Raw genomic sequence first — 23,535 nt, 5'->3', positions numbered from 1 at the left:
TGAGGTCAATCGGCGGCGCGGGTCAACAAAGCGCGAAGTGGCAGCTGCGAAGAGACGACGGGAAGGCTTATCTCACAGCAGGATTGGTTCCTGCGGAAGCGTCATTCCGGTCGAACGCTGTGGCGGAGACGCCGGGAAGTGTGGATGTCGGTGAGAACCGGTCCGTGACGGGGTAGAACGCGTGGTGCGAAAGTTCGGATCAGGTCACGGCGGCTCCTTCGGTCCCTGCGAGTCAGCTGTGCAAAAGCTTATTGGTAATGAAAATCATTGTCAATAAGATGTCTGAGCATGCCTCGCTCGGCAGGGGCGGCCGACGCCACGCCGGTTCGTCGCCGGACTTGCGTGACCGGCATGGGGCATGGGAAAGGGCGAGCCCGGCGATCAGGCCCGAATCGGCGTGGTGCGGCTAGGGCGTGGACTCGGTCGCGGCGTCCCAGGCTTCAAGCAGGGTGCGCAGAATCTCCTCGGCACGCCCCAGGCCGGCCAGGTGACTCTCGCCGGGCATCGGGTAGAGCCGCGCGTCGGGGAGCAGCGACACCGCGTGCTGGCCATGGGAGAACGGGATGATGTGGTCGGCGTCGCCGTGCCACCAATGCACCGGCACCTGCACGTCGCCGAGGCGAAATCCCCAGGGCCGGGCGAACAGAACGGAATCGGCGATCGGGGCGGCGAGCTGCTTGCGGGATCCGTTGAGCAGGTCATCGAGGAACATCGCCTTGAATTCCGGGCGGGACAGCATCTCGCGGTCACCCTCGGGGGAGAGCCGAGCGTAGAGCTCCAGGGCGGGCGAGGCCACCGGCCGGACCATCCGAATCAGTGCGGCCGCCACCACGCTGATGGGCCGCCCGGCGCGATCGAGCACCGGCTCGGCCAGCCGGACCAGTTTCATCAGGTTGCTGTCGATGGAGTCGGGGCCCGCCGCCGGGGCGACTCCGCCCAGAATGCCGGCCGCCACCACCCGATCGGGCATGGCCGCGGCGCACGCCAGGGTGTAGGGGCCCCCGCCGGACAGCCCGATGATCGCCATCTTGTCGATCCCGAGTGTGTCGGCCACGGTGCGCAGATCGGTGGGGAACTGGGAGATCGTCTCGTACTGAAACGGCGTCGAGGAACCGATACCGGGCCGGTCCACCCCGATCAGGCGGATATTGGCTTCCGTGGCGTACACCCGCGCCTCGAGGGGAATCTGCCGGCGGGCGCCTGGCGTGCCGTGCAGCCAGAACATCGCGCGGCCCTGCGGGGCGCCGAACTCGGCGAATCCGAGCTGACGGCCCTCGCCGACGGCGATGTTGCCTTCCATCTGCGGACGGGTGATCTCAAAAGCCATGTTCGGAGTCTGGCACGCGCCTCGAACCCAGGTCACCCCCGGTCAGGCTGGGGAAGCGGCATAGACATCTCGGTGGGCTGAGAGCGGCCGCGCAACGTCGCCGAACCGTAGTTCATCCAGTGCGCCCGTTCGTCGTCGTCGGCGAGGTCGAGCGCGGTCTGCGAACACAGCACTCGGGTGCCGACACTCTTGGCGCGATCGGCCAGACGTGCCGCTTCGTTGACGGCGTCGCCCACCACGGTGTACTCGTAGCGGTTCTCGCTGCCGATGTTGCCCGCGAACACCCGCCCCGCCGAGACTCCGATGCCGAAGTCGACCAACGGCAGCCGTCGTAGCCGATTGATCAGGATGCGGGCGGTTGCCAACGCCTGGGCGGCCGCATCCTCGGAGGGCACCGGGGCGCCGAAGACCGCCAGCGCCGCGTCGCCCTGAAACTTGTTGATGGAGCCGCGCTGGGCGTCGACGGTGTCCACCACGATGCGAAAGAAGTCGTTGAGCACCCCGGCGACTTCGTCCGGCGGGTGGGTGGCCGCCAGCTCGGTCGACCCCACGAGGTCGATGAACAGAATCGCCGCCTCCTGTACTGAGCCCGACAGTGCCAGGTCCTGTTCCACCGCCAACCGGGCCACATCGGAGCCGACGTGCCTGCCGAAGAGGTCTTGGAGCCGGTCGCGTTCGACCAGGCCGGCCACCATGCGGTTGAACCCGGCCTGCAGCCGGCCGATTTCGGAGTGTTCGTAGACGCCGACCGCGGTGTCCAATTGGCCGCGCTCGATCCGGGCCATCGCGTTGACCACTTCGCCGACCGGATCGGAGATCGACCGGGCCACCAGGATCATGGCGCGGACCCCGAGCAGCACCGCCACCACGCACAACACCAGAACGGGGATCTCCACCGATGAACTGGGGTCGATGATCCATCCCATCCGGCGGCAGACGATCAACGTCACGATGGCCAAGGATGGCAGCGCGCAGGTGACGAACCACATGGTCACCAGTCGGGTCAGCACACCCGGTGCGGCGACGCGGATGCCCGAACCCTGCCAGGCCAGTGCCATCATCGGGCGGAAGGTGCGCTGGGTGAACAGCATGCTGGTGCTCACCGACGCCGTCCCGCCGAAGACGATGATGGTGCTGAGCAACACGATCAGCCCGACGTTGTGGGAGTGGAATACGGCCAAGGCGATGACCCCGCTCACCACCCACGTTCCGAACACGATCAGCGACTGGCGCCGCAGGATGTTGATCGCCGCCCGGCACTGCCGGGAATCGGGCATCTGCCCGGCCGCGTACCAGCGCACCGACGGGGCGATACTCACGGCTCCGGCGATCGCGACGGTCAGCGTCCCTAACGCCACCAGCGCCGTGACCAGGGCAAGGTTCGGCCAGTGCAGCAGGCTGTTAGGGCCAACCGCACTCTCATCGTTGAGCGAGACCACCACGGCGATGGCCTCGAGACTGGTCAGCAGGTGGGCGAAGGCCAGGCCCGTCGCGTAGTCGCGGACCCGAACGGCGGTACGCGGCCGCGAACCACCGGCCGAACCTGCAGTCGTCATCGCGGTCGTGCCCATCCCTGAGTGCGTTGTGCACTCAAGTTATACGGATCCGCGGAACGCGGAGCGGCAGGCGCTAACGTGACCACGGTGAAACGCATTTCCTATGCCGAGGCATCACGGGCGGTGCTGCGTGATTCGGTGTTGGACGCGATGCGGGAGTTGCTCACCCGGCGGGACTGGTCCTCGATCACGTTGGCGGCGGTCGCGGAGGCGGCCGGGGTCAGCAGGCAGACCATCTACAACGAATTCGGCTCTCGACAGGGCCTGGCGCAGGGTTATGCGGTCCGGCTCGCCGACCGCCTGGTCGACGCCGTCGAGAACGCCATGACCCACAACGTCGGTGACATCCACGCCGCGTTCCTGGAGGGGTTCCGGACCTTCTTCTCTGACTCGGCCGCCGACCCGTTGGTGATCTCTTTGCTGACCGGGGCTGCCAAGCCGGACTTGTTGCAGATCATCACCACCGACAGTGGTCCGATCATCACCCGCAGCTCGCAGCGGCTCACCTCGTCGTTCATGCACAGCTGGGTCAAGGTCAGCGAAGACGACGCCGGAATCTTGGCCCGCGCCGTCGTCAGGCTCGCCATGAGTTATGTCTCCATGCCTCCAGAATCCGACCACGACGTGGCGGCCGACCTGGCTCGACTGTTCACCCCGGCAGCACAGACCTACGGCGTCGTCGACGCCGAATGACCCGCCCGAGCGGACTCCGGCCTGCGCCGGTAGCTTGTATCGGAGCCAATTCACCGAACCTAACGGGGGCGTACTGATGAGTTTGACCGCGGACAGCCGCAACGGCATCGACTACAAGGTCGCCGACCTGTCGCTGGCCGAGTTCGGCCGCAAGGAGATCCGGCTGGCCGAGCACGAGATGCCGGGCCTGATGGCGTTGCGTCACGAATACCACGGGGTCAACCCGCTCAAGGGCGCCCGGATCACCGGTTCGCTGCACATGACCATCCAGACCGCGGTGCTCATCGAGACCCTGGTCGACCTTGGAGCCGAGGTCCGCTGGGCGTCGTGCAACATCTTCTCCACCCAGGACCACGCCGCCGCCGCGGTCGTCGTCGGGCCGCACGGCACCGTTGAGGAGCCCAAGGGCACCCCGGTCTTCGCGTGGAAGGGCGAGACCCTTGAGGAGTACTGGTGGTGCGCCGAGGAAGCCCTGACCTGGGATGGCGAGCCGGCCAACATGATCCTCGACGACGGCGGTGACGCCACCATGATGGTGCTGCGCGGCGCCCAGTACGAGAAGGCCGGCGTGGTTCCGCCCGCCGAAGAGGGCGACTCGCACGAGTGGAAGGTCTTCCTGGCCAGGCTGCGCGAGCGCTACGAGACCGACAAGACCAAGTGGACCAAGATCGCCGAATCGGTCCAGGGTGTCACCGAGGAGACCACCACCGGCGTGCTGCGCCTGTACCAGCTGGCGGCCGCGGGTGAACTTGTGTTCCCGGCGATCAACGTCAACGACTCGGTCACCAAGTCCAAGTTCGACAACAAGTACGGCTGCCGGCACTCCCTGATCGATGGCATCAACCGTGGCACCGACGCCCTGATCGGCGGCAAGAAGGCGCTGGTCTGCGGGTTCGGCGACGTGGGCAAGGGCAGTGCGGATTCGCTCAAGGGCCAGGGTGCGCGGGTCACGGTCACCGAGATCGACCCGATCAACGCGCTGCAGGCGCTGATGGAGGGCTACGACGTGCAGACCGTCGAGCAGGCCATCGGTGAGGCCGACATCGTCATCACCACCACCGGCAACAAGGACATCATCACCCTCGAGCACATGAAGGCGATGAAGAACCAGGCCATCCTGGGCAACATCGGTCACTTCGACAACGAGATCGACATGGCCGCCCTGGAGAGCTCGGGCGCCGTCCGCGACAACGTCAAGCCGCAGGTCGACGTGTGGACCTTCCCCGACACCGGCAAGTCGATCATCGTGCTGTCCGAGGGCCGGCTGCTCAACCTGGGCAACGCCACCGGACACCCGTCGTTCGTGATGAGCAACAGCTTCTCCAACCAGGTGATTGCGCAGATCGAGCTGTGGACCAAGGGCGACGAGTACGACAACGAGGTCTACCGCCTGCCCAAGCACCTCGACGAGAAGGTCGCCCGGATCCACGTCGAGGCCCTCGGTGGCACCTTGACCAAGCTGACCAAGGACCAGGCCGAGTACATCGGTGTCGACGTCGAGGGTCCCTACAAGCCGGACCACTACCGGTACTGATCTCGGCTCCCTCGCCGAGCGTGAAGTTGGGTTCACCGTCGACCATCGAGCGTGAAGCCAACTTCACGCTCGCGGTGGCGGATTAGGCTCGGCGCGTGCTGATCGCGATCGAAGGCGTTGACGGCGCCGGCAAGAACACCCTGACCCAGGGATTGCGCGCGGCCTTCGAAGGTGACGGCCGGACAGTCGCCACGCTGGCGTTCCCACGTTACGGTGTGTCGGTGACCGCGGATGTGGCCGCCGAAGCGCTACGCGGCGGGCACGGGGACCTGGCTGCTTCGGTTTATGCCATGGGGATGCTTTTCGCCCTGGACCGCGCCGGCGCCAAGGATCAGATCGCCACCCTGCTCGCCGGGCACGACGTGGTGATCCTCGACCGGTACGTCGCCTCCAGTGCCGCCTACAGCGCCGCTCGGCTGCACCAGGAGGCCGACGGTGCGGTGGTGGACTGGGTACGGGAACTGGAATTCGGCCGGTTCGGGCTGCCCACACCGGACTGGCAGGTGTTGCTCGACGTTCCGGCCGAGCTGGCTGCGCAGCGGGCCCGGCATCGCGAAGACGCCGATGCCGCTCGCGCCCGGGACAGCTACGAGCGCGACGACGGTCTGCAGCGCCGCACCGGCGCGGTCTACCGCGGGTTGGCCCAGGCGGGCTTTGGCGGATGCTGGCGCGTGGTCGGTCCCACGGTCGACGCGGCCGGCCTGGCGGCCGATCTGACTGCACAGATGCGCGGGTAACTCCGCGAAACGCGCGTGTGCTAGCAGCGTTTTGTCTCGTTCTGGTGACACCATGTACGCCATGAGGCAAAGGATTCTTGTCGTCGACGACGACGCGTCGCTGGCCGAGATGCTCACCATCGTGTTGCGTGGGGAGGGTTTCGACACCGCGGTCGTCGGTGACGGCACCCAGGCGCTCACCGCGGTCCATGAGCTTCGGCCCGACCTGGTGCTGCTGGACCTGATGCTGCCCGGCATGAACGGCATCGACGTCTGTCGGGTGCTGCGTAAGGACTCTGGTGTGCCGATCGTGATGCTCACCGCCAAGACCGACACCGTCGACGTGGTGCTCGGGCTGGAGTCGGGCGCCGATGACTACATCATGAAGCCGTTCAAGCCCAAGGAGCTGGTGGCCCGGGTGCGGGCCCGGCTGCGCCGCAACGACGACGAACCGGCCGAGATGCTCTCGATCGCCGACATCGACATCGACGTGCCCGCGCACAAGGTGAGTCGGGCCGGCGAGCAGATCTCCTTGACCCCCCTGGAGTTCGACCTGTTGGTGGCGCTGGCACGCAAACCGCGGCAGGTGTTTACTCGTGAGGTGCTCCTCGAACAGGTCTGGGGATACCGGCATCCGGCCGACACTCGGCTGGTGAACGTGCACGTCCAGCGCCTGCGGGCCAAGGTTGAGCAGGACCCGGAGAACCCGACTGTGGTGCTGACGGTGCGAGGAGTGGGTTACAAGGCCGGACCTCCGTGATCCTGACCGGGGAGCGTGCGTGATCTTCAGCTCCAGACGACGCCCCCGGCGTTCGGGTCCCCTGCTGCTCGGTGTGAACACACTGCGCCGCGCGGTTCAGGTTGCCTGGCGCCGTTCATTGCAGTTGCGGGTCGTGGTGCTCACCTTGGGCATGTCGGCAGCGGTCATCCTCGGCCTCGGGTTCGTGCTGACCAGCCAGATCACCGATCGGGTGCTCGATGTCAAGGTCCGCGCGGCCACCGAACAGATCGTCCGTGCGCGGGTCACCGCCGGCGGCATCGTCGGTGGGGAGGAGGCTCGTTCCTTGTCATCGAGCCTGCAACTGGCGCGCAACACGCTGATGTCCAAGACCGACCCCGCCGCGGGCAGCGGAACCGCAGGTGCTTTCGACGCGGTGCTGGTGGTTCCCGGTGAGGGGCCGCGAGCGGCGACCGCCGCCGGGCCGGTCGATCAGGTTCCGGCCGCCCTGCGCGAGTTCGTCAAGGCTGGTCAGGTCAGCTACCAGTACGCGACCGTGCACGTAGAGGGGTTTTCCGGGCCGGCTCTGGTGGTGGGCACCCCGACCACATCGCGGATCACCAACCTGGAGCTGTATCTGATCTATCCGCTGGGCACCGAGCGCAACACGATCAGCATGGTGCGGGGCACGATCGCCACCGGCGGTCTGGTGCTGCTGGTGCTGCTGGCCGGTATCGCGCTGCTGGTGTCACGGCAGGTGGTGCTGCCGGTGCGGTCGGCCTCACGGATCGCCGAGCGGTTCGCCGAGGGGCATCTGTCCGAACGTATGCCGGTGCGCGGCGAAGACGACATGGCCCGGCTGGCGGTGTCGTTCAACGACATGGCCGAGAGCCTGTCACGCGAGATCACCCAGCTTGAGGAGTTCGGCAACCTGCAGCGCCGATTCACCTCCGATGTCAGCCACGAGCTGCGCACCCCACTGACCACGGTGCGGATGGCCGCTGACCTGATCCACGATCACAGTGCAGATCTGGAGCCCTCGCTGCGGCGCTCCACCGAGCTGCTGGTCAGTGAGCTGGACCGGTTCGAGTCACTGCTCAACGACCTGTTGGAGATCTCCCGGCATGACGCCGGGGTGGCCGAACTGTCCGTGGAGTCGGTGGACCTGCGCGCGACGGTCAACAGTGCGCTGGAGAACGTGGGTCACCTGACGGCTGAGGCCGGAGTCCAGCTCAAGGTGGACATGCCGGGTGATCCGGTGATCGCCGAGGTCGATCCGCGCCGGGTGGAACGCATCCTGCGCAACCTGATCGCCAACGCCATCGATCACGCCGAGCGTAGGCCGGTGGTGATCCGCATGGCCGCCGATGACGACACGGTCGCCGTCACCGTGCGCGACCATGGGGTGGGGTTGCGGCCCGGCGAGGAGAAACTGGTGTTCAGCCGGTTCTGGCGTGCCGACCCCTCGCGGGTGCGGCGCTCGGGCGGGACCGGGCTGGGACTGGCGATCAGCGTGGAGGACGCCCGCCTGCACCAGGGCCGGCTGGAGGCCTGGGGCGAACCGGGCAAGGGGGCGTGCTTCCGGCTCACCCTGCCGCTGGTGCGCGGCCACAAGGTCACCACCAGCCCGCTGCCGATGAAACCGGTAAGCCCCGCCGAACGCCGGGAACGTCGTCAGCGGGCCCGTGAGCATGCCGAGCGGGTCGGATGATGCGCCGCAGCCGCGCGGCGGTGATGTTGGCCGTGGCGGGACTGGTTGCCGGACTCTCGGGGTGCGCGGGGGTCCCCACCACGTCGGCGCCGCAGGCGGTCGGCACGGTGGAGGCGCCACCGCCCTCGGTATTGCCCAAGCCCACACCGGGCATGGATCCCGAGGTGCTGTTGCGCGAATTCCTCAAGGCGACCGCCGACCCGGCGAACCGCCACCGGGCGGCCCGCCAGTTCCTCACCCAAGAGGCCTCCGACTCCTGGGATGACGCCGGCAGCGCCCTGTTGATCGACAACGTGGTGTTCGTCGAGACCCGCAGTGCCGGCCGTGTCGCGGTCACCATGCGTGCCGACATGCTGGGGTCGCTGTCGGATATGGGCGTGTTCGAGACGGCCGAGGGTGCGCTGCCGGCGCCGGAGCCGATCGAACTGCTCAAGACCTCAGACGGCTGGCGCATCGACCGACTGCCCAACGGGGTGTTTTTGGACTGGCAGCAGTTCCAGGCCACCTACAAGCGCAACACGCTCTACTTCGTCGACCCGACCGGTAAGACGGTGGTTCCCGATCCCCGCTATGTCGCGGTGTCCGACCCCGATCAGCTGGCGACCGAATTGGTGTCCAAGCTGATCGCCGGACCACGGCCGGAGATGGCCGGCGTCCGCAATCTGCTGGCGCCGCCCGTGCGGCTGCGCGGTCCGGTGACCCGCGCCGACGGTGGCAAGAGCGGGGTGGGTCGCGGCTACGGCGGCGCGAAGGTCGACCTGGACAGTCTGTCGGCCACCGATCCCAACACCCGGCAACTGCTTGCCGCGCAATTGATCTGGACGTTCGCCCGAGCCGACATCAAGGGTCCCTATGTGATCGACGCCGACGGCGCCGCGCTGGACGACCGGTTCCCAGATGGCTGGACGACTTCCGATGTGGCCACCACCGATCCCGGTGCCTCCGACGGCGCAGGCGCCGGCGTACACGCGCTGGTCGGTGGATCGCTGCTCGTCCTGGACGGGCAGCAGGCCAACCGGGTGCCCGGGGCGTTCGGTCGGGAGCCGGACCAGGAGTCATCGGCGTTGTCGCGCACCGGACGCCAGGTGGCGTCGGTGGTGGTGCACCCCGGCGACCCGGAGGCCACCCTGTGGATCGGTGACCTCGGTGGCGAGGCCGTGCAGGCGGCCGAGGGGCACACGCTGTCACGGCCGAGTTGGTCGCTGGACGAGGCGGTGTGGGTGGTGGTCGACGGCAACAACGTGTTGCGGGCCATCCAGGAAGTGGCCTCGGGGCGCCCCGCCCGGATCCCGGTGGACTCCGGGGCGGTCTCCGCGCGGTTCCCCGGCCCGATCAGCGAATTGCAGCTGTCCCGCGACGGCACGCGGGCGGCCATGGTGATCGGCGGCCAGGTGATTCTGGCGGGCGTCGAGCAGATGCCCGGCGGCCAGTTCGTGCTGCACTATCCCCGCCGGCTCGGATTCGGGCTCGGTACCTCGGTGGTGTCGCTGGCATGGCGCACCGGCGACGACATCGTGGTGAGCAGGTCCGATCCGAAACATCCGGTGTCCTACGTCAACATCGACGGGGTGAACTCCGACGCGCCCAGCGGCAATCTGCAGCTGCCGGTGTCGACGATCGTCGCGGACCCGTCCACGGTCTATGTGGCCGACCCGCGCGGGGTGCTGGCGTTGTCGTCTGCGGCGGCCGAGGAGGAGCAGGGCTGGGCGCCGCTGGGGCCGTTCATGGTGACCGGCGCCGTGCCCGTACTGCCGGGCTGATATCGCGCTCCCGCCCGGGAGGCGCAGGCAGGGCCAGAAGTCCCGAGTCCACGGCCAAGGTGCGGGTCTTCCTGCCCTGTTGGGGCCCGCCTGTTCAGAGGATCCTTGCGGAGACAGGTTCTCTTGGGCTCAGCGAGAATTCGGCTGAGGTCCGCGGCACCAGAGAGGGGTCCGATCGTGGCGGAGCAGACCGCGGTTGACCCGCATGGGGTTCCGGTTCACGAGATCGTCCGAACCGCGCTGTTGCTGGCGACGCGTGCGCCATCGGTGCACAATTCCCAGCCGTGGCGGTGGCGGGCGGAGCTGACGCCGTCGTCTGCGCGGGTTGATCTTTATATGGAACCTGATCTGCAGCTGCGCAACGTCGATCCTGACGGGCGGGGCATGATCTTGAGTTGTGGTGCGGCACTGCACCACTGCGTGGTGGCGTTCGCCGCACTGGGACAGCGGGTCAGGGTGCACCGACTGCCCGACCCGGCTCGACCCGAACACCTGGCGTCGATCGAGCTGTGCTCGCCAGGCGCGGAAGATGATCTCGCGCAGGCCGACGTTGTTCTGGCGGCAGCGATTCCGCGGCGGCGCACTGACCGTCGGAATTTCAGTGACTGGCCGGTGGCCGATGCCGACATCGCATTGATGGGTGCCCGGGCAGCCCGCGCAGGGGTGATGTTGCGACGAGTCGATGCGCTGGACCGGCTGAACGCGGTGGTGGCCCGCGCGGTGTTCCAACACCGAACGGACTACGACTATCTGGCTGAGTTGACGGCGTGGAGCGGGCGTTACGGATCGGTGGCCGGGGTGCCGGCGCGCAACATTCCCGCCCCGGATCCCGGTGCTGCGATCGCCGGACGGCTCTTCGCCGGCCCGGCGCTGGACCAGCCTCCCGGGGCCGCGCCCGACGACGATCGTGCGGTGATCCTGGCATTGGGCACCGAGTCCGATGATCTGCTGGCGCAGTTGCGCGCGGGGGAGGCCACCAGTGTGGTGCTGCTGACGGCGACGGCATTGGGGCTGGCCAGCTGTCCGGTCACCGAGCCGTTGGAGATCACGGAAACCCGTGCGGCAGTTCGCCGTGACGTCTTCGGAACCAGCGGCTATCCGCAGATGCTGCTGCGGGTGGGCTGGGCCCCGATCAACGCCGACCCGCTACCGGCAACTCCGCGAAGGTCGCTGAACGACACGGTCACCTGGCATCTGCCGATGGGCGTCGGATCGGCACACGAAACGGCTTAGAGAAGCGGCGCCGACCAGTGCAGCACGGTGCCGCCGGTCGGGGCTGACGTCACGCTGAACGTTCCGCCGGACTCCTCGGCGCGGCGGCGCAGATTGGTCAGGCCGCTGCGGGTGACGACGTCCGGCATTCCGCGGCCGTTGTCGGTCACCTCGATGGTCAGGTCGTCTTCGACTTTGATCCGGACGGTCAAAGTGGTTGCACCGGAATGCCGGACCGCATTACTGACGGCTTCGGAGACCACCGCTTCGGCGTGATCGGCCAGGGCCGGCTCCACCACCGAGAGCGGGCCGACGAACTGCACGGTGGTGTGCAGCCCCGATCCAGAGAACTGGGCCACGGCGTTGTCCAGTCGCTGCCGCAGCCGGGTGACCGTCGCGGACGCGCCGTGCAGGTCGAATATGGTGGTGCGGATCTCACCGATGATCCCCTGCAGATCATCGACCGCGTCGGATAGTCGACGCTGCACGGCGGCGTCGCGGCTGCGGGGAATGGTGCCCTGCAACGACAATCCGACCGCAAAGAGCCGCTGAATCACGTGGTCATGCAGGTCACGCGCGATCCGGTCCCGGTCGGTCACCACATCGAGTTCGTGCATGCGGCGCTGGGTGGTGGCCAGCTGCCAGGCCAGCGCGGCCTGATCGGCGAAGGCGGCCATCATGTCGAGCTGTTCGGTGCTGAACGGGGCCGCGGTGGGGTGTCGCATCGCGACCACGACGCCGGCCACCGCGTCGGTGGCCCGCAGCGGCAGGATCAGTGCCGGGCCCGCGACATCGACGCCGCTCAACTTCAGCTGTTCGACCCGGCGCGGCTCGCGCTGCGCGAACGCCTGCCCGACCGCGGTATCACTGACCGCGATGGTCTCTCCGGCGATCGAACCCATTGCCGTGCCGACGGTCTCGGCTACCAGCAGGTCGCGGACCTCGGCCTCGGGGTCGTCCTCGTCGATCGGTATGGCGACCAGCGCCGACTCGGCGCCGGTGAGCTTGGCGGCTTCTTCGGCGATCAGCCGGAACACCGTGGTGGGGTCGGTACCGGACAACAGTTCGGTCGCGATGTCGCGGGTGGATTCGATCCAGGACTGTCGTGCCTTGGCCTGGGCGTACAGGCGTGCGTTGGCGATGGCGATGCCGGCCGCGGCGGCGAGCGCCTGCACCAGCACCTCGTCGTCCTCACTGAACGGCTGCCCGTTGGCCTTCTCGGTGAGGTGCAGGTTGCCGACCACCTCGCCGCGCACCCCCACCGGCACGCCCAGGAATGTCCGCATCGGAGGGTGGTCCGGCGGAAAGCCAATCGACGCAGGATGTTGGGAGAGGTCGTCCAACCGTAGGATCTGTGGCTCGTCGATCAGCAGGCCGACCACTCCGACCTGCTGGGGCAGCCGCCCGATTCGGGCGAATGTTTCGTCGTCGATGCCCTCATAGACGAACTGCTGCATGCGGCGGTGGCGATCATGCACTTCCAATGCGCCGTACTTGGCGTCCACCAGGTTGGTCGCGGTCTGCACGATCGAACGCAACGTGGCGTCCAGATCCAGGCCCGAGGTCACCACCAGCATGGCCGCCAGCAGCCCGTCGAGGCGGTCACGGCCCTCAACGATCTGCTCAACACGATCCTGAACTCCGGCCAGGAGATCGCCGAGCCGCAATTGAGACAACTTGTCGCGCAAGGGGTATGCGTGCTCAGAAGACGCGTCGTCAGTCATGCCGCGAGCGCTCGATCTTGGTGGCGAAGACGGCGGCCTGCGTGCGGCGCTCCATGCCCAGCTTGGCCAACAGTCGTGACACATAATTCTTGACGGTCTTCTCCGCCAAGAACATTCGGTCGGCGATCTGCTTATTGGTCAGGCCTTCGGCCAACAGGCTCAGCAGCGTGCGCTCCTGCTCGGACAGGCCGGACAGCGGGTCGGGCTTGGTGGCGGCGCCGCGCAGTTTGGACATCAGGGCGGCCGCGGCTCGGTTGTCGAGCAGGGAGCGTCCGGCGCCGACTTCCTTGACTGCGTGGGCCAGCTCCATGCCCTTGATGTCTTTGACGATGTAGCCACTGGCGCCGGCCAGGATGGCATCAAGCATGGCTTCGTCGGAGGTGAACGAGGTCAGGATCAGGCACCGCAGGTCGGGCAGGCGCGACAGCAGCTCACGGCACAGTTCGATGCCATTACCGTCCGGCAGTCGGACGTCGAGCACCGCGACGTCCGGGCGAAGCGGCGGTATGCGGGCGAGGGCCTCGGCCACCGAACCTGCCTCACCGACCACGTTCAGTTCGGGGTCGGCGCCCAGCAGGTCGATCAGGCCGCGGCGGACAACTTCGTGGTCGTCCACCAGAAACACCGTGACCACATCGCGTCCTCTCGCCGGAGCCGTCGTGGCTGGGTGCACGCTGGCATTGCCCACGGTAACGGCGTGGCCCGCGGAATCACAGGGTCCAAAGCCCCGATCCGGCGCCGCTTCGGTCCGCGCCGGTGAACTACGCTTCATGCGGCTTTGCCAAGACAAGGAGATCGCCGTGGACAGGTCTGCTCTCACCGCGTTATTCGACCTGAGCGGACGCACCGCCATCGTGACAGGGGGCACGCGCGGCATCGGGCTGTCGATAGCCCACGGGCTTGCGGCGGCCGGTGCCAACGTGGTCGTGGCCAGCCGCAAGAGCGACGCCTGTGAGCGCGCCGCCGAGCAACTGCGCCAGGCCGGCGCCCAGGCTCTGGGCGTACCCACCCACCTCGGTGATGTCGATGCGATCCAGCATCTGGTCGACGCCACGGTGCAGCGGTTCGGCGGCGTGGACATCGTCATCAACAACGCGGCCAACGCGCTGGCGCTGCCGTTGGGCCAGATCACCCCGGAGGCATTGAACAAATCGTTCGCGGTCAATCTGCAGGGGCCGGTCTTCTTGGTGCAGGCGGCGCTGCCGCACCTGCGAAACAGTGAGCACGCCGCGATCGTCAATGTGGTGTCGGCCGGTGCCTTCGTCTTCTCGCCGGCGACGTCGATGTACTCGGCGGCCAAGGCTGCCCTGGTCTCCTTCACCCGGTCGATGGCGGCCGAGCTCGCGTCGTCGCAGATTCGGGTCAACGCGATAGCCCCTGGCCCGGTCGATACCGACATGGTGCGCAACAATCCGCCGGAGTTCGTTGCGGCCTTGGCCGGCGCCACCCTGCAGCGGCGCATCGCCGAGCCCGACGAGATGGTCGGACCAGTGCTGCTTCTGGTGTCCGATGCCGGTAGCTACATCACCGGTCAGACCATCCACGCCGACGGTGGAATGGTGGCGCGCTAGGTTGGCTTCTTCGGTCGCAGTGCTTGCGCCGCGGCACCCAGGAAAGGCGTGATGATGTCTACCGGTAGCGGAAAGACCACCGTCGAGTTCTGATCGGCACCGAGCTCCAAAAGCGTTTGCAGGTAACGCAGTTGCAGAGAGGCCGGGTTCTGCGAAAGCCGTTCGGCGGCCTGGCTGAGTTCCTCGGAGGCCTGTAGCTCGCCGCGGGCGTTGATCACCTTCGCCCGGCGTTCCCGCTCGGCCTCGGCCTCACGGGCCATTGCGCGTTGCATCGACTCGGGGATCTCCACGTCTTTGATCTCGACCACCCGCACCTGGACGCCCCACGGTTCGGTCTGTTTGTCGATGATCGTGCGCAGGTCGGCGTTGAGGTCGTCGCGGTGCGCCAGCAGTGTGTCCAGATCCGCCCTGCCCAGCAGGGAGCGCAGTGTCGTCTGGGCGATCTGCGAGGTGGCCACCGCGTAGTTCTCGACCTCCATGATCGCCTTGATCGGGTCGGTGACCTGGAACATCACCACAGCGTTGACCCGGGCCGGAACGTTGTCGCGGGTGATCACCTCCTGCGGGGGAATCGTCAGTGTCACAACCCGCTGATCGACCCGAATCATTCTGTCCACCAGCGGGAAAATGAACTTCAGGCCTGGCTGGTAGAGCGGGCGAGCATGCCCCATTCGGAAAACTACGCCGCGTTCGTATTCGCGCACCACATTCAGCGCGAAATATGCCAGCGCGGCCAGTGCCACGGTGGACAGCGCAAGCACGGTGATCAGTCCTTCGCTCACTTGAGCTACCGCCTCCTGCTCGACACGTCGTCGGAAAAGCCGCCCCACCGGGTGGAGTACCGGTCGATTGCGGCTTCGACGTTCAACTCCTGATCTTTGGCGACCGATCGGTGTGGCCGGTCATCGGGGGCGTTACCCGGGGTGTTCCACAGGTGTCGCAGCAAGGGGATGCTACCCGCCCCTACCGCCAGGATCGTCGCTGCCAGCACCAACACTTCGGCGGCCGAATGGTTCACGAACAATGTCGCTACTGGCAGGATGATTCCGAAACCTGCTACGGCACAGGCTATGCCTCGATGAAATCGACCCGTCTCCGAGTGCGGCCACGGGTCGACCGCTCGGCTGATCTCCCGGCCGTGGGGCGACGTGGTGCAGGTGTGTTTGACCGGACACGCATTGCACACCGATGGCGTCGCCCGGTAGCGCATCACGCGATTATCCGGGTCGAATGAAGCGGGCCACAGCCACTGATCCTGCGGGCACTTCCACGCATCATGGTCGTCGTGGTAGACGAACTTGCCGGTGCGCCACTGCGCAGCACGCTCGGAGGTCCGCTGGGCCATCCGGTCGAAGCCCCAGGCGAAAGCCAGCAGCAGCAGGGCGTAGCCGGCAACCAGCCACACCCATGTCGCCGGCCCGTTCATACTCAGTCCTTGCCTGCGGCCGCAGAGTCTGCCGGTTCCTCGACGTAGAGTGGGTTGTCCGGCAGCTCGTCTACGGTTTCGCCGGAGCGGAAGTTGCGCAGTGCAATCCAGGCGATCCACACGAACGGAACCACCCCGGCGCCGATCAGGATCGCGTCCCCGGGCAGCCGCATCCATTCCAGGAGCGCGTTGCCGGGTTGGGTGATGTAACCCAGCGAACGCGCCTCGAAGTAGCCCGCGTTGACCGAGTGGAACAACTGCAGCACTCCCAGCGGCAACAGGGTGACGAACACCATCCATGCCAGGCCGATGTTCATGCCCCAAAACGAGATCCGGGCCAGCTTGTTCGGCCACTGGTCCGCTGGGATCACGTAACGGAAGGCGAACATCGCCAGGCCGACCGCCAGCATGCCGTAGACACCGAACATCGCGGCGTGTGCGTGGTTGGCAGTCAGTGCGGTGCCGATCTCGTAGTACGACACCACCGGCAGGTTGATCAGGAACCCGAAGATTCCGGCGCCTAGAAAGTTCCAGAACCCGACGGCTACCAGGAACATCACCGCCCAGCGGGCTGGGAAATTGTTCTGCTCGCCGGCTTCCTGCCGGGCGCCCAGCTGCAGGAACGCCCAGGCTTCCACGGTCAGGAAGGTCAGCGGAATCACCTCGGCTGCCGAGAAGAACGCCCCCAGCGCCATGTGTTCCACCGGAGTGCCGGAGAAGTACAGGTGGTGCATGGTGCCGATCACGCCGCCGGCCGAATACAGGATGATGTCGAGGAAGATGACCAGCAACGCGACTCGCTCGCGCACCACTCCGAGCTGGACGAAGATGTAGGCCACCATCGCGGTGGTGAACAGTTCCAGGAAGTCCTCCACCCACAGGTGCACCATCCAGAACCGCCAGAAGTCGGCGACGGAGAAGTGCGTCTCGCTGCCGGCCAGCAAGCTGGCGGCGTAGAACGTCGGGATTGCCAGCCCGGTGAAGAAGAACATCCAGGGCAGGTTCATCTTCGAGGTGGTGGCCAGCTTCGTGCGCATGCCGCGCCAGATGATGACGATCCACAAGAACAGGCCGACGATCAGCAGCACCTGAAACAGGCGCGGCAGATCCAGGAACTCCCACTGTTGGGAGAACACGGTGCCTGGCTTGATCACCCCGAAGATCGACAGTGCCTCGAAGGTCAGCGAACCGAAGACCACTACCGCCAGGGCGCCGAGCAGCCCGTAGACCAGTAGTGATTGGCCACGCGGTTCTCGGTGGGTGATGAAGGGCACCAAGAAGATTCCACCGGCGAGGAACGCCGAGGCGGTCCAGAACAGTGACAGCTGCAGGTGCCAGGTTCGGGCGAGGTTGTAGGGAAGGATCTTCGCGAGGTCGATCCCGTAGAACTCCGACAGATCCGCCCGGTAGTGCTCTACGGCGCCGCCGAGCAGGACTTGGGCCAAGAACAGCACCGCGACCACCGCGAAGATCCAGACGGCGGCGCGCTGCGAACGGGTCAGCGCCACCTCGCCAGGCTGGCGGAAGTGCAGTTTTGTCATCTCTGTGCCGTGCCAGCCGATGTTCTGACTCCAGCGGCCGTAGACGGTGAACATGATTCCGATGCCGCCCAACAGCATGATCAGTGACAGCACCGACCAGACCACCACCGATCCGGTGGGTCCGTTGTCGACGCGAGGTTCCGAGGGCCAATTATTGGTATAGCTGTAGTCGTGGCCGGGCCGATCAGCGGTCGCCGCCCACGCGGTCCAGGCGAAGAACGCGGTCAGATCGCGGATATCACCTGACTCGGCGATCATGTGCGGCAGCAGGCCGTATTTGGTGGAGGCTTCGCCGAAATAGCCGGCGTAGTACTCCTCGATGTCGTTGAACGCCCGGACCTGCCTGTCGGTGAACACCAGTGTCTTGGTGCCGGCGTCATAGCGGTTGGTCCGGAACTCGGCGACCACCTCGTCGTGTGGATTGGTGACGCCCGACGCCGTGAACTGAGCGGCGACGTTTTCGGTGGCCAATCGCAGGTACTCGGCGGTGTAGTCGGGCCCCAGGTAGGCGCCGTGGCCCAGCACTGAGCCGTACTGCATGAGGCCGCGGGCCTGAAAGAGCTGCTGGCCGTGGGTGATGTCATCGCCGGCGAACAGCTCCTGGCCGGATTCGGTAACGACCCTGTCCGGCAGGGGCATTGACGCCGTGTAGGTGCGATAGGCCAGGATGCCCATCACGAGGAAGCCGAAGATCATGACCAGGGCCACGCCCTGCGCCCAGCCCTTGCCGACCAGTGCTCCGGCACGGCCGGATCCGGCGGTGGGCACGCCCACTGGCGTCACATCGGTGCTCATGGACGGACGCTAACAGTATCGAGGATGGAAGTTCTCGAAACTAGCAGTGCCCGCGTGAATTTGGGGCCTGGAGTGAGTTTCATTGTGGACCAAATACCCCTTGACGCATGGGTACGACATACCGTAATAACAGCCCGCGCCGCGAGCCAGAAAGGACTAAACCCATGCCCCGACTCCGCGAGATTCCGCGCGCTGAAGTGACCGACGAGCAGATCCTGTTCTTCTACGACCGGTTGTTCGGTGCGGGTGTAGACCCGCTGGACCCCGATGTCGCCGCGGCGCAGCCCGGCGGGAATCGCACCATCCACGGCACTCCCGGGGATTGGTGGACGGTGTTCGCCCAGGCGCCCCAGGTGTTCTCCCACGCGGTGCGCGGATTCGCGCTCTACCGCAACGCCTCGCTCGACCCGTTGCTGCGCGAGCTCGGCCAGGCCCGCGCGGGCTATGCCCGCGGCAGCCAGTTCGTGTTCTCGCAACACTGCAAACAGATGCGGTCGTTGGGAATGTCCGAAGACAAGATCGCCGCGCTGCCGTCCTGGCAGATCAGCGACGCTTTCTCCAGGCTCGAGCGGGCGGTGCTGGCCTACACCGATGCCCTGGTCTACGACGGCGGGCGGGTTCCCGACGAGGTGTTCGCGGTGCTCAAGGAGAGCCTGTCCGACCGCGAGATCATGGAACTGACCTACATCACGTGTATGTACGACATGCACGCCACCATCTGCCGGGCGCTGCGCCTGGAATTCGACGACCGGCCCGAGCTCATCGAGGAGGTGCGGGTTCCGGATGGGGCGGCGGTCGCTGACCTGTCGGCGGACCTGGCGGGGGAGTAAGAAGCCGGCCGGGCCGATATGTCAGAGGCTGGGGGCAGCATCTCGGAGTGTGCTTGATGCGGTGCTACCCCTGCAGTGCGGGGGTTGTGGCGCGCCCAGCACCCGGTGGTGCGCCGTCTGCTCGGCGCAGTTGATCATCGGGCCCGGCGAACCGCGGGTGGTCACCCCGCGGCTGGACCCGCAGGTGCCGGTGTTCGCGCTGGGCCGCTACGCCGGGGCCCGCCGCCAAGCGATCGTCGGGGCCAAGGAACGGGGCCGCGCCGATCTGCTCGTGCCGCTGGCAGAGGCGCTGGACGCCGCGGTGCAGCGCCTGCTGTGTTGGCAGATCGTCCGAACGCCGCTGACGCTGATCCCTGCCCCCACCCGCCGCAGCGCCGCCCGGCGCCGTGGTGGCGATCCGATCACCCGGGTGGCGGCCGCGGTGGCGCATCGCCACCGCGGCGTGACCGTGGCACCGGTGTTGCGGATGCGCGCCCTGGCGCGTGATTCGGTCGGTCTGGGCAGTGGCGCCCGGGAACGCAACGTTGCCGGTCAGGTGGTGCTGCGCCGACGCCCGCGGGCGGATCTGTGGGTGGCTATGGGCGACGTCCTGGTGGTCGACGACGTGGTCACCACCGGCGCCACTTTGGCGGAGTCGGTGCGGGTGCTGCGGCATGCCCGGGTGCCGGTGTCGGCAGCGCTCGTGATCGCTTCGGTATGAGCCTGTGCCAAATGGGTGTGCCAAACCAGTGGCACGTATCCGGCGGCATGGCTACGGTCGTCATCAAGGGCCGGTGGACCTTGTGAGTACGTGGTCGAGACGATAGGAGAGTGTCGGGCATGGCAAGTCAATTTGTGGAGACCAGTGCGGCTTCGGTCGATGTTCAGGACCGGCCCGATGAGGCGGGCGCGGAGATCGTGGTCAAGGGCCGTAACGTCGAGATTCCAGACCATTTCCGGGTTTACGTCGCACAGAAGCTGGCTCGCGTGGAGCGCCTCGACCGCTCTATCCGCCTGTTCGATGTCGAACTCAAGCACGCCAACAATCGCCGCCAGCGAAAGTCCTGCCAGCAGATCGACATCACCGCTCATGGTCGCGGCCCGGTCATTCGTGGTGAAGCCCGTGCGGACAGTTTCTATGCCGCATTCGAGGCGGCGATCGACCGCCTGGAGAGCCGGTTGCGCCGTGACAAGGGCCGGCGCAACGTCTCCTACGGTGACAAGACGCCGGTGTCGGTGGCAGAGGCCACCGGTATCACCAACCTGGACCCGGAGTTCCTCGCAAGCGCGTTCAACCGGGACGGCACCGCCGAACCCGATCACCGCGATGCAACCGGACACGGTGACGGCCACGAGCATGAGCCCGGCCAGATCGTGCGCACCAAGGAACACACGGCCACACCCATGTCAGTCGACGACGCGCTCTACGAGATGGAGCTGGTGGGTCACGACTTCTTCCTGTTTCACGACAAAGAGTCCGACCAACCATCAGTGGTCTACCGGCGGCACGCCTACGACTACGGGCTGATCCGACTGGTCTGAGGCCACTGCCTTTCCGAACTGCGTTGGCGGCGCACTGCCGCCCTCGGCGCCGGTGTCACCTACCATGGGTGGCGCTCGTAATGCCGAAGACTGAGTAGGGGACATAGCCGTGCTGTCCAAGTTGCTGCGTTTTGGTGAAGGCCGCATGGTCAAACGGCTCAGAAAGGTCGCGGACTACATCGACACCCTCTCCGCGGATGTCGAAGCGCTCACCGACGCGGAGCTGCGGGCAAAGACCGACGAGTTCCGGGCCCGCCATGAAGGCGGCGAGTCGCTCGACGACCTGCTGCCCGAGGCCTTCGCGGTGGCGCGTGAGGCCGCCTGGCGGGTGTTGACCCAGCGGCCCTTCCACGTCCAGCTGATGGGTGGCGCGGCGTTGCACTACGGCAACGTCGCCGAGATGAAGACCGGTGAGGGCAAGACCCTGACCTGTGTGCTTCCGGCCTACCTCAACGCGATCTCCGGCAAGGGCGTGCACGTCGTCACCGTCAACGACTACCTGGCCAAACGCGACAGCGAGTGGATGGGCCGGGTGCACCGATTCCTCGGCCTGGAGGTCGGGGTGATCTTGTCGCAGATGACCCCAGATGAGCGACGCGTCGCCTACAACGCCGACGTCACCTACGGCACCAACAACGAGTTCGGCTTCGACTACCTGCGCGACAACATGGCGCACTCGCTGGACCAGTTGGTGCAGCGTCCGCACAACTTCGCCATCGTCGACGAGGTCGACTCCATCCTGATCGACGAGGCCCGCACCCCGCTGATCATCTCGGGGCCGGCCGACGGCAGCTCCACCTGGTACGGCGAGTTCGCCCGAATCGTGCCGCTGATGGAAAAGGACGTCCACTACGAAGTGGACCTGCGCAAGCGCACCATCGGTGTGCATGAGGTTGGGGTGGAGTTCGTCGAGGATCAGCTCGGCATCGAGAACCTCTACGAGGCCGCCAACTCCCCACTGGTCAGCTACCTCAACAACGCCCTGAAGGCCAAGGAGCTGTTCAATCGGGACAAGGACTACATCGTCCGCAACGGCGAGGTCTTCATCGTCGACGAATTCACCGGCCGCGTGCTGGTGGGCCGTCGCTACAACGAGGGCATGCACCAGGCCATCGAGGCCAAGGAGCGGGTGGAGATCAAGGCCGAGAACCAGACTCTGGCCACCATCACCCTGCAGAACTACTTCCGGCTCTACGACAAGCTCGCCGGCATGACGGGTACCGCCGAGACCGAGGCCGCCGAGCTGCACGAGATCTACAAGCTGGGTGTGGTGCCGATTCCGACCAACAAGCCCATGGCGCGCATCGACCAGATCGACCTCATCTACAAGACCGAGGAAGCCAAGTTCCTCGCCGTCGTCGACGACGTCGCCGAGCGTTACGAGGCGGGCCAGCCGGTGCTGATCGGCACCACCAGCGTGGAGCGCTCGGAGTACCTGTCCAAGCAGCTGACCAAGCGTCGCGTCCCGCACAACGTCCTCAACGCCAAGCAGCACGAGCGTGAGGCGCACATCATCGCCGAGGCGGGCCGCCGTGGCGCGGTCACGGTGGCCACCAACATGGCCGGCCGTGGTACCGACATCGTGCTCGGCGGCAACGTCGACTTCCTGGCCGACCAGCGGCTGCGCAGCCAGGGGCTGGACCCGGTGGAGACCCCGGATGAGTACGAGGCCGCTTGGGACGAGGCGCTGCGTGAGATCAAGGCCGAAGCGGCGGCCGAGGCCGAGGAAGTGATCGCGGCCGGCGGTCTCTACGTGCTGGGCACCGAGCGCCACGAGTCGCGCCGCATCGACAACCAGCTGCGCGGTCGTTCCGGGCGTCAGGGCGACCCGGGCGAGTCACGGTTCTACCTGTCACTGGGTGACGAGCTCATGCGCAGGTTCAACGGTGCGGCCCTGGAGACGCTGCTGACACGGCTGAACCTTCCCGACGATGTGCCGATCGAGGCCAAGATGGTCACCCGGGCCATCAAGAGTGCCCAGACCCAGGTCGAGCAGCAGAACTTCGAGATCCGCAAGAACGTCCTCAAGTACGACGAGGTGATGAACCAGCAGCGCAAGGTGATCTACGCCGAGCGCCGCCGCATCCTCGACGGTGAGAACCTCGCCGAGCAGGCCCACGACATGCTCGTCGACACGATCACCGCCTACGTCGACGGCGCCACCGGCGAGGGCTACGCCGAAGACTGGGATCTCGAACAGTTGTGGACCGCGCTCAAGACGCTGTACCCGGTGGGCATCGATTATCACGAACTGCTGCACGCCGACGACATCGGCGAGGCCGATGATCTGACCCGCGAGGAACTGCTGCAAGCCCTGATCGCCGACGCCGAGAATGCGTACGCGGCGCGTGAGGCCCAGGTCGACGAGGCCGCCGGAGTCGGAGCCATGCGCGAGCTGGAACGCGGCGTCCTGCTCAGTGTTCTGGACCGCAAGTGGCGTGAGCACCTCTACGAGATGGACTACCTCAAGGAAGGCATCGGCCTGCGGGCGATGGCGCAGCGTGACCCACTGGTCGAGTACCAGCGGGAGGGCTTCGACATGTTCCGCGGCATGCTCGACGGGCTCAAAGAGGAATCGGTCGGATTCCTGTTCAATGTCGCCGTCGAGGCCGTCCCGAAGCAGTCGGTGGCGCCCGTGGACGCCCCCGAAGGGCTGGCGGAGTTTGCGCTGCGCGCCAAGGGCGTCGACGGCGCCAACGGAGCGGACGGGGCCGACGGTGCGGCGGGGCTGACGTATTCGGGTCCCGACGAGGACGGTTCTGCCACGGTGCGGGGCGGCGGTGACCTGCAGCCCGCCGGCACCTCTCGCCGCGAGCGCCGCGAAGCAGCCCGTCGTGAGGGCCGGGGTAGCCGGTTGCCGAAGGTGCCGCGCAAGAACTGAGCCCTGCCGGCGACCGGGG

At 66.7% G+C, this 23,535-nt stretch carries 19 protein-coding genes; 12 read left to right on the top strand and 7 right to left on the bottom strand.

Annotated elements, in window-relative coordinates; translation table 11 throughout:
* Nucleotides 1-406: 406 nt before the first annotated feature.
* Nucleotides 407-1,327: an alpha/beta fold hydrolase gene (locus BST15_RS00835; protein WP_046190398.1), complete on the bottom strand. Its 921-nt coding sequence runs from the start codon at nucleotides 1,325-1,327 to the stop codon at nucleotides 407-409.
* A 32-nt stretch (nucleotides 1,328-1,359) separates the two neighbouring features.
* A complete protein-coding gene (locus tag BST15_RS00830; protein ID WP_046190411.1) occupies nucleotides 1,360-2,811 on the bottom strand; it encodes an adenylate/guanylate cyclase domain-containing protein in 1,452 nt (483 codons plus the stop codon).
* Nucleotides 2,812-2,970: 159 nt separating this feature from the next.
* Here BST15_RS00830 and alkX point away from each other — a divergent pair, with 159 nt between their 5' ends.
* From alkX to BST15_RS00795, 7 genes are all read left to right on the top strand, one after another.
* Entirely contained in the window at nucleotides 2,971-3,576 is a 606-nt protein-coding gene (gene alkX, locus BST15_RS00825) for a TetR family transcriptional regulator AlkX (protein ID WP_046190412.1), read from the top strand.
* 73 nt (nucleotides 3,577-3,649) lie between these two features.
* Complete coding sequence (gene ahcY / locus BST15_RS00820) at nucleotides 3,650-5,110, top strand: adenosylhomocysteinase (protein ID WP_109370720.1); 1,461 nt, start codon at nucleotides 3,650-3,652, stop codon at nucleotides 5,108-5,110.
* Nucleotides 5,111-5,205: 95 nt separating this feature from the next.
* Complete coding sequence (locus BST15_RS00815) at nucleotides 5,206-5,847, top strand: dTMP kinase (protein WP_046190400.1); 642 nt, start codon at nucleotides 5,206-5,208, stop codon at nucleotides 5,845-5,847.
* Between the two features lie 52 nt (nucleotides 5,848-5,899).
* Complete coding sequence (gene mtrA / locus BST15_RS00810) at nucleotides 5,900-6,586, top strand: two-component system response regulator MtrA (RefSeq protein ID WP_019737852.1); 687 nt, start codon at nucleotides 5,900-5,902, stop codon at nucleotides 6,584-6,586.
* A 19-nt stretch (nucleotides 6,587-6,605) separates the two neighbouring features.
* Nucleotides 6,606-8,255, top strand: a complete 1,650-nt coding sequence (gene mtrB / locus BST15_RS00805) for an MtrAB system histidine kinase MtrB (RefSeq protein WP_046190401.1) — start codon at nucleotides 6,606-6,608, stop codon at nucleotides 8,253-8,255.
* A 23-nt stretch (nucleotides 8,256-8,278) separates the two neighbouring features.
* Complete coding sequence (gene lpqB / locus BST15_RS00800; protein WP_234708220.1) at nucleotides 8,279-10,015, top strand: MtrAB system accessory lipoprotein LpqB; 1,737 nt, start codon at nucleotides 8,279-8,281, stop codon at nucleotides 10,013-10,015.
* A gap of 177 nt (nucleotides 10,016-10,192) precedes the next feature.
* The gene (locus BST15_RS00795) at nucleotides 10,193-11,248 is read left to right on the top strand and encodes an Acg family FMN-binding oxidoreductase (protein WP_046190403.1); all 1,056 of its coding nucleotides are present in this window, start codon (nucleotides 10,193-10,195) and stop codon (nucleotides 11,246-11,248) included.
* Here BST15_RS00795 and BST15_RS00790 read toward each other — a convergent pair.
* A complete protein-coding gene (locus BST15_RS00790; RefSeq protein WP_046190404.1) occupies nucleotides 11,245-12,951 on the bottom strand; it encodes a GAF domain-containing sensor histidine kinase in 1,707 nt (568 codons plus the stop codon). The genes BST15_RS00795 and BST15_RS00790 overlap by 4 nt on opposite strands.
* Entirely contained in the window at nucleotides 12,944-13,585 is a 642-nt protein-coding gene (dosR, locus tag BST15_RS00785; RefSeq protein ID WP_046190405.1) for a hypoxia response regulator transcription factor DosR/DevR, read from the bottom strand. The genes BST15_RS00790 and dosR overlap by 8 nt, the downstream gene beginning before the upstream one ends.
* A 166-nt stretch (nucleotides 13,586-13,751) precedes the next feature.
* Between dosR and BST15_RS00780 the strand changes: the two genes are divergently transcribed.
* Nucleotides 13,752-14,522: an SDR family NAD(P)-dependent oxidoreductase gene (locus BST15_RS00780; RefSeq protein WP_046190413.1), complete on the top strand. Its 771-nt coding sequence runs from the start codon at nucleotides 13,752-13,754 to the stop codon at nucleotides 14,520-14,522.
* Here the strand turns inward: BST15_RS00780 and BST15_RS00775 are convergent.
* Genes BST15_RS00775 through BST15_RS00765 form a run of 3 tightly spaced genes read right to left on the bottom strand, consistent with a single transcriptional unit; the run spans nucleotide 14,519 to nucleotide 18,284 of the window.
* Complete coding sequence (locus tag BST15_RS00775; RefSeq protein ID WP_276037617.1) at nucleotides 14,519-15,292, bottom strand: slipin family protein; 774 nt, start codon at nucleotides 15,290-15,292, stop codon at nucleotides 14,519-14,521. The genes BST15_RS00780 and BST15_RS00775 overlap by 4 nt on opposite strands.
* A gap of 17 nt (nucleotides 15,293-15,309) precedes the next feature.
* Complete coding sequence (locus BST15_RS00770; RefSeq protein WP_046190407.1) at nucleotides 15,310-15,948, bottom strand: hypothetical protein; 639 nt, start codon at nucleotides 15,946-15,948, stop codon at nucleotides 15,310-15,312.
* A gap of 2 nt (nucleotides 15,949-15,950) precedes the next feature.
* Nucleotides 15,951-18,284: a nitric-oxide reductase large subunit gene (locus BST15_RS00765; RefSeq protein ID WP_046190408.1), complete on the bottom strand. Its 2,334-nt coding sequence runs from the start codon at nucleotides 18,282-18,284 to the stop codon at nucleotides 15,951-15,953.
* A 164-nt stretch (nucleotides 18,285-18,448) separates the two neighbouring features.
* Between BST15_RS00765 and BST15_RS00760 the strand changes: the two genes are divergently transcribed.
* From BST15_RS00760 to secA, 4 genes are all read left to right on the top strand, one after another.
* Nucleotides 18,449-19,114 carry a carboxymuconolactone decarboxylase family protein gene (locus BST15_RS00760; RefSeq protein WP_046190409.1) on the top strand — a complete coding sequence of 222 codons (666 nt, stop codon included), beginning with the start codon at nucleotides 18,449-18,451 and terminating at the stop codon, nucleotides 19,112-19,114.
* 49 nt (nucleotides 19,115-19,163) lie between these two features.
* Nucleotides 19,164-19,814 carry a ComF family protein gene (locus tag BST15_RS00755; protein ID WP_046294364.1) on the top strand — a complete coding sequence of 217 codons (651 nt, stop codon included), beginning with the start codon at nucleotides 19,164-19,166 and terminating at the stop codon, nucleotides 19,812-19,814.
* Between the two features lie 119 nt (nucleotides 19,815-19,933).
* On the top strand, nucleotides 19,934-20,635 hold the full coding sequence (hpf, locus tag BST15_RS00750) for a ribosome hibernation-promoting factor, HPF/YfiA family (RefSeq protein WP_046189130.1): 702 nt from the start codon (nucleotides 19,934-19,936) through the stop codon (nucleotides 20,633-20,635).
* A gap of 109 nt (nucleotides 20,636-20,744) precedes the next feature.
* Nucleotides 20,745-23,516, top strand: coding sequence for a preprotein translocase subunit SecA (secA, locus tag BST15_RS00745; RefSeq protein ID WP_046189131.1), 2,772 nt, complete (start codon nucleotides 20,745-20,747; stop codon nucleotides 23,514-23,516).
* Nucleotides 23,517-23,535 lie beyond the last annotated feature (19 nt).

This window comes from Mycolicibacter arupensis (assembly GCF_002086515.1).
GTDB lineage: Bacteria > Actinomycetota > Actinomycetes > Mycobacteriales > Mycobacteriaceae > Mycobacterium > Mycobacterium arupense.
The sequence above is the reverse complement of the archived record's forward strand: the minus strand, read 5'-3'. Positions and strand labels throughout refer to the sequence as shown.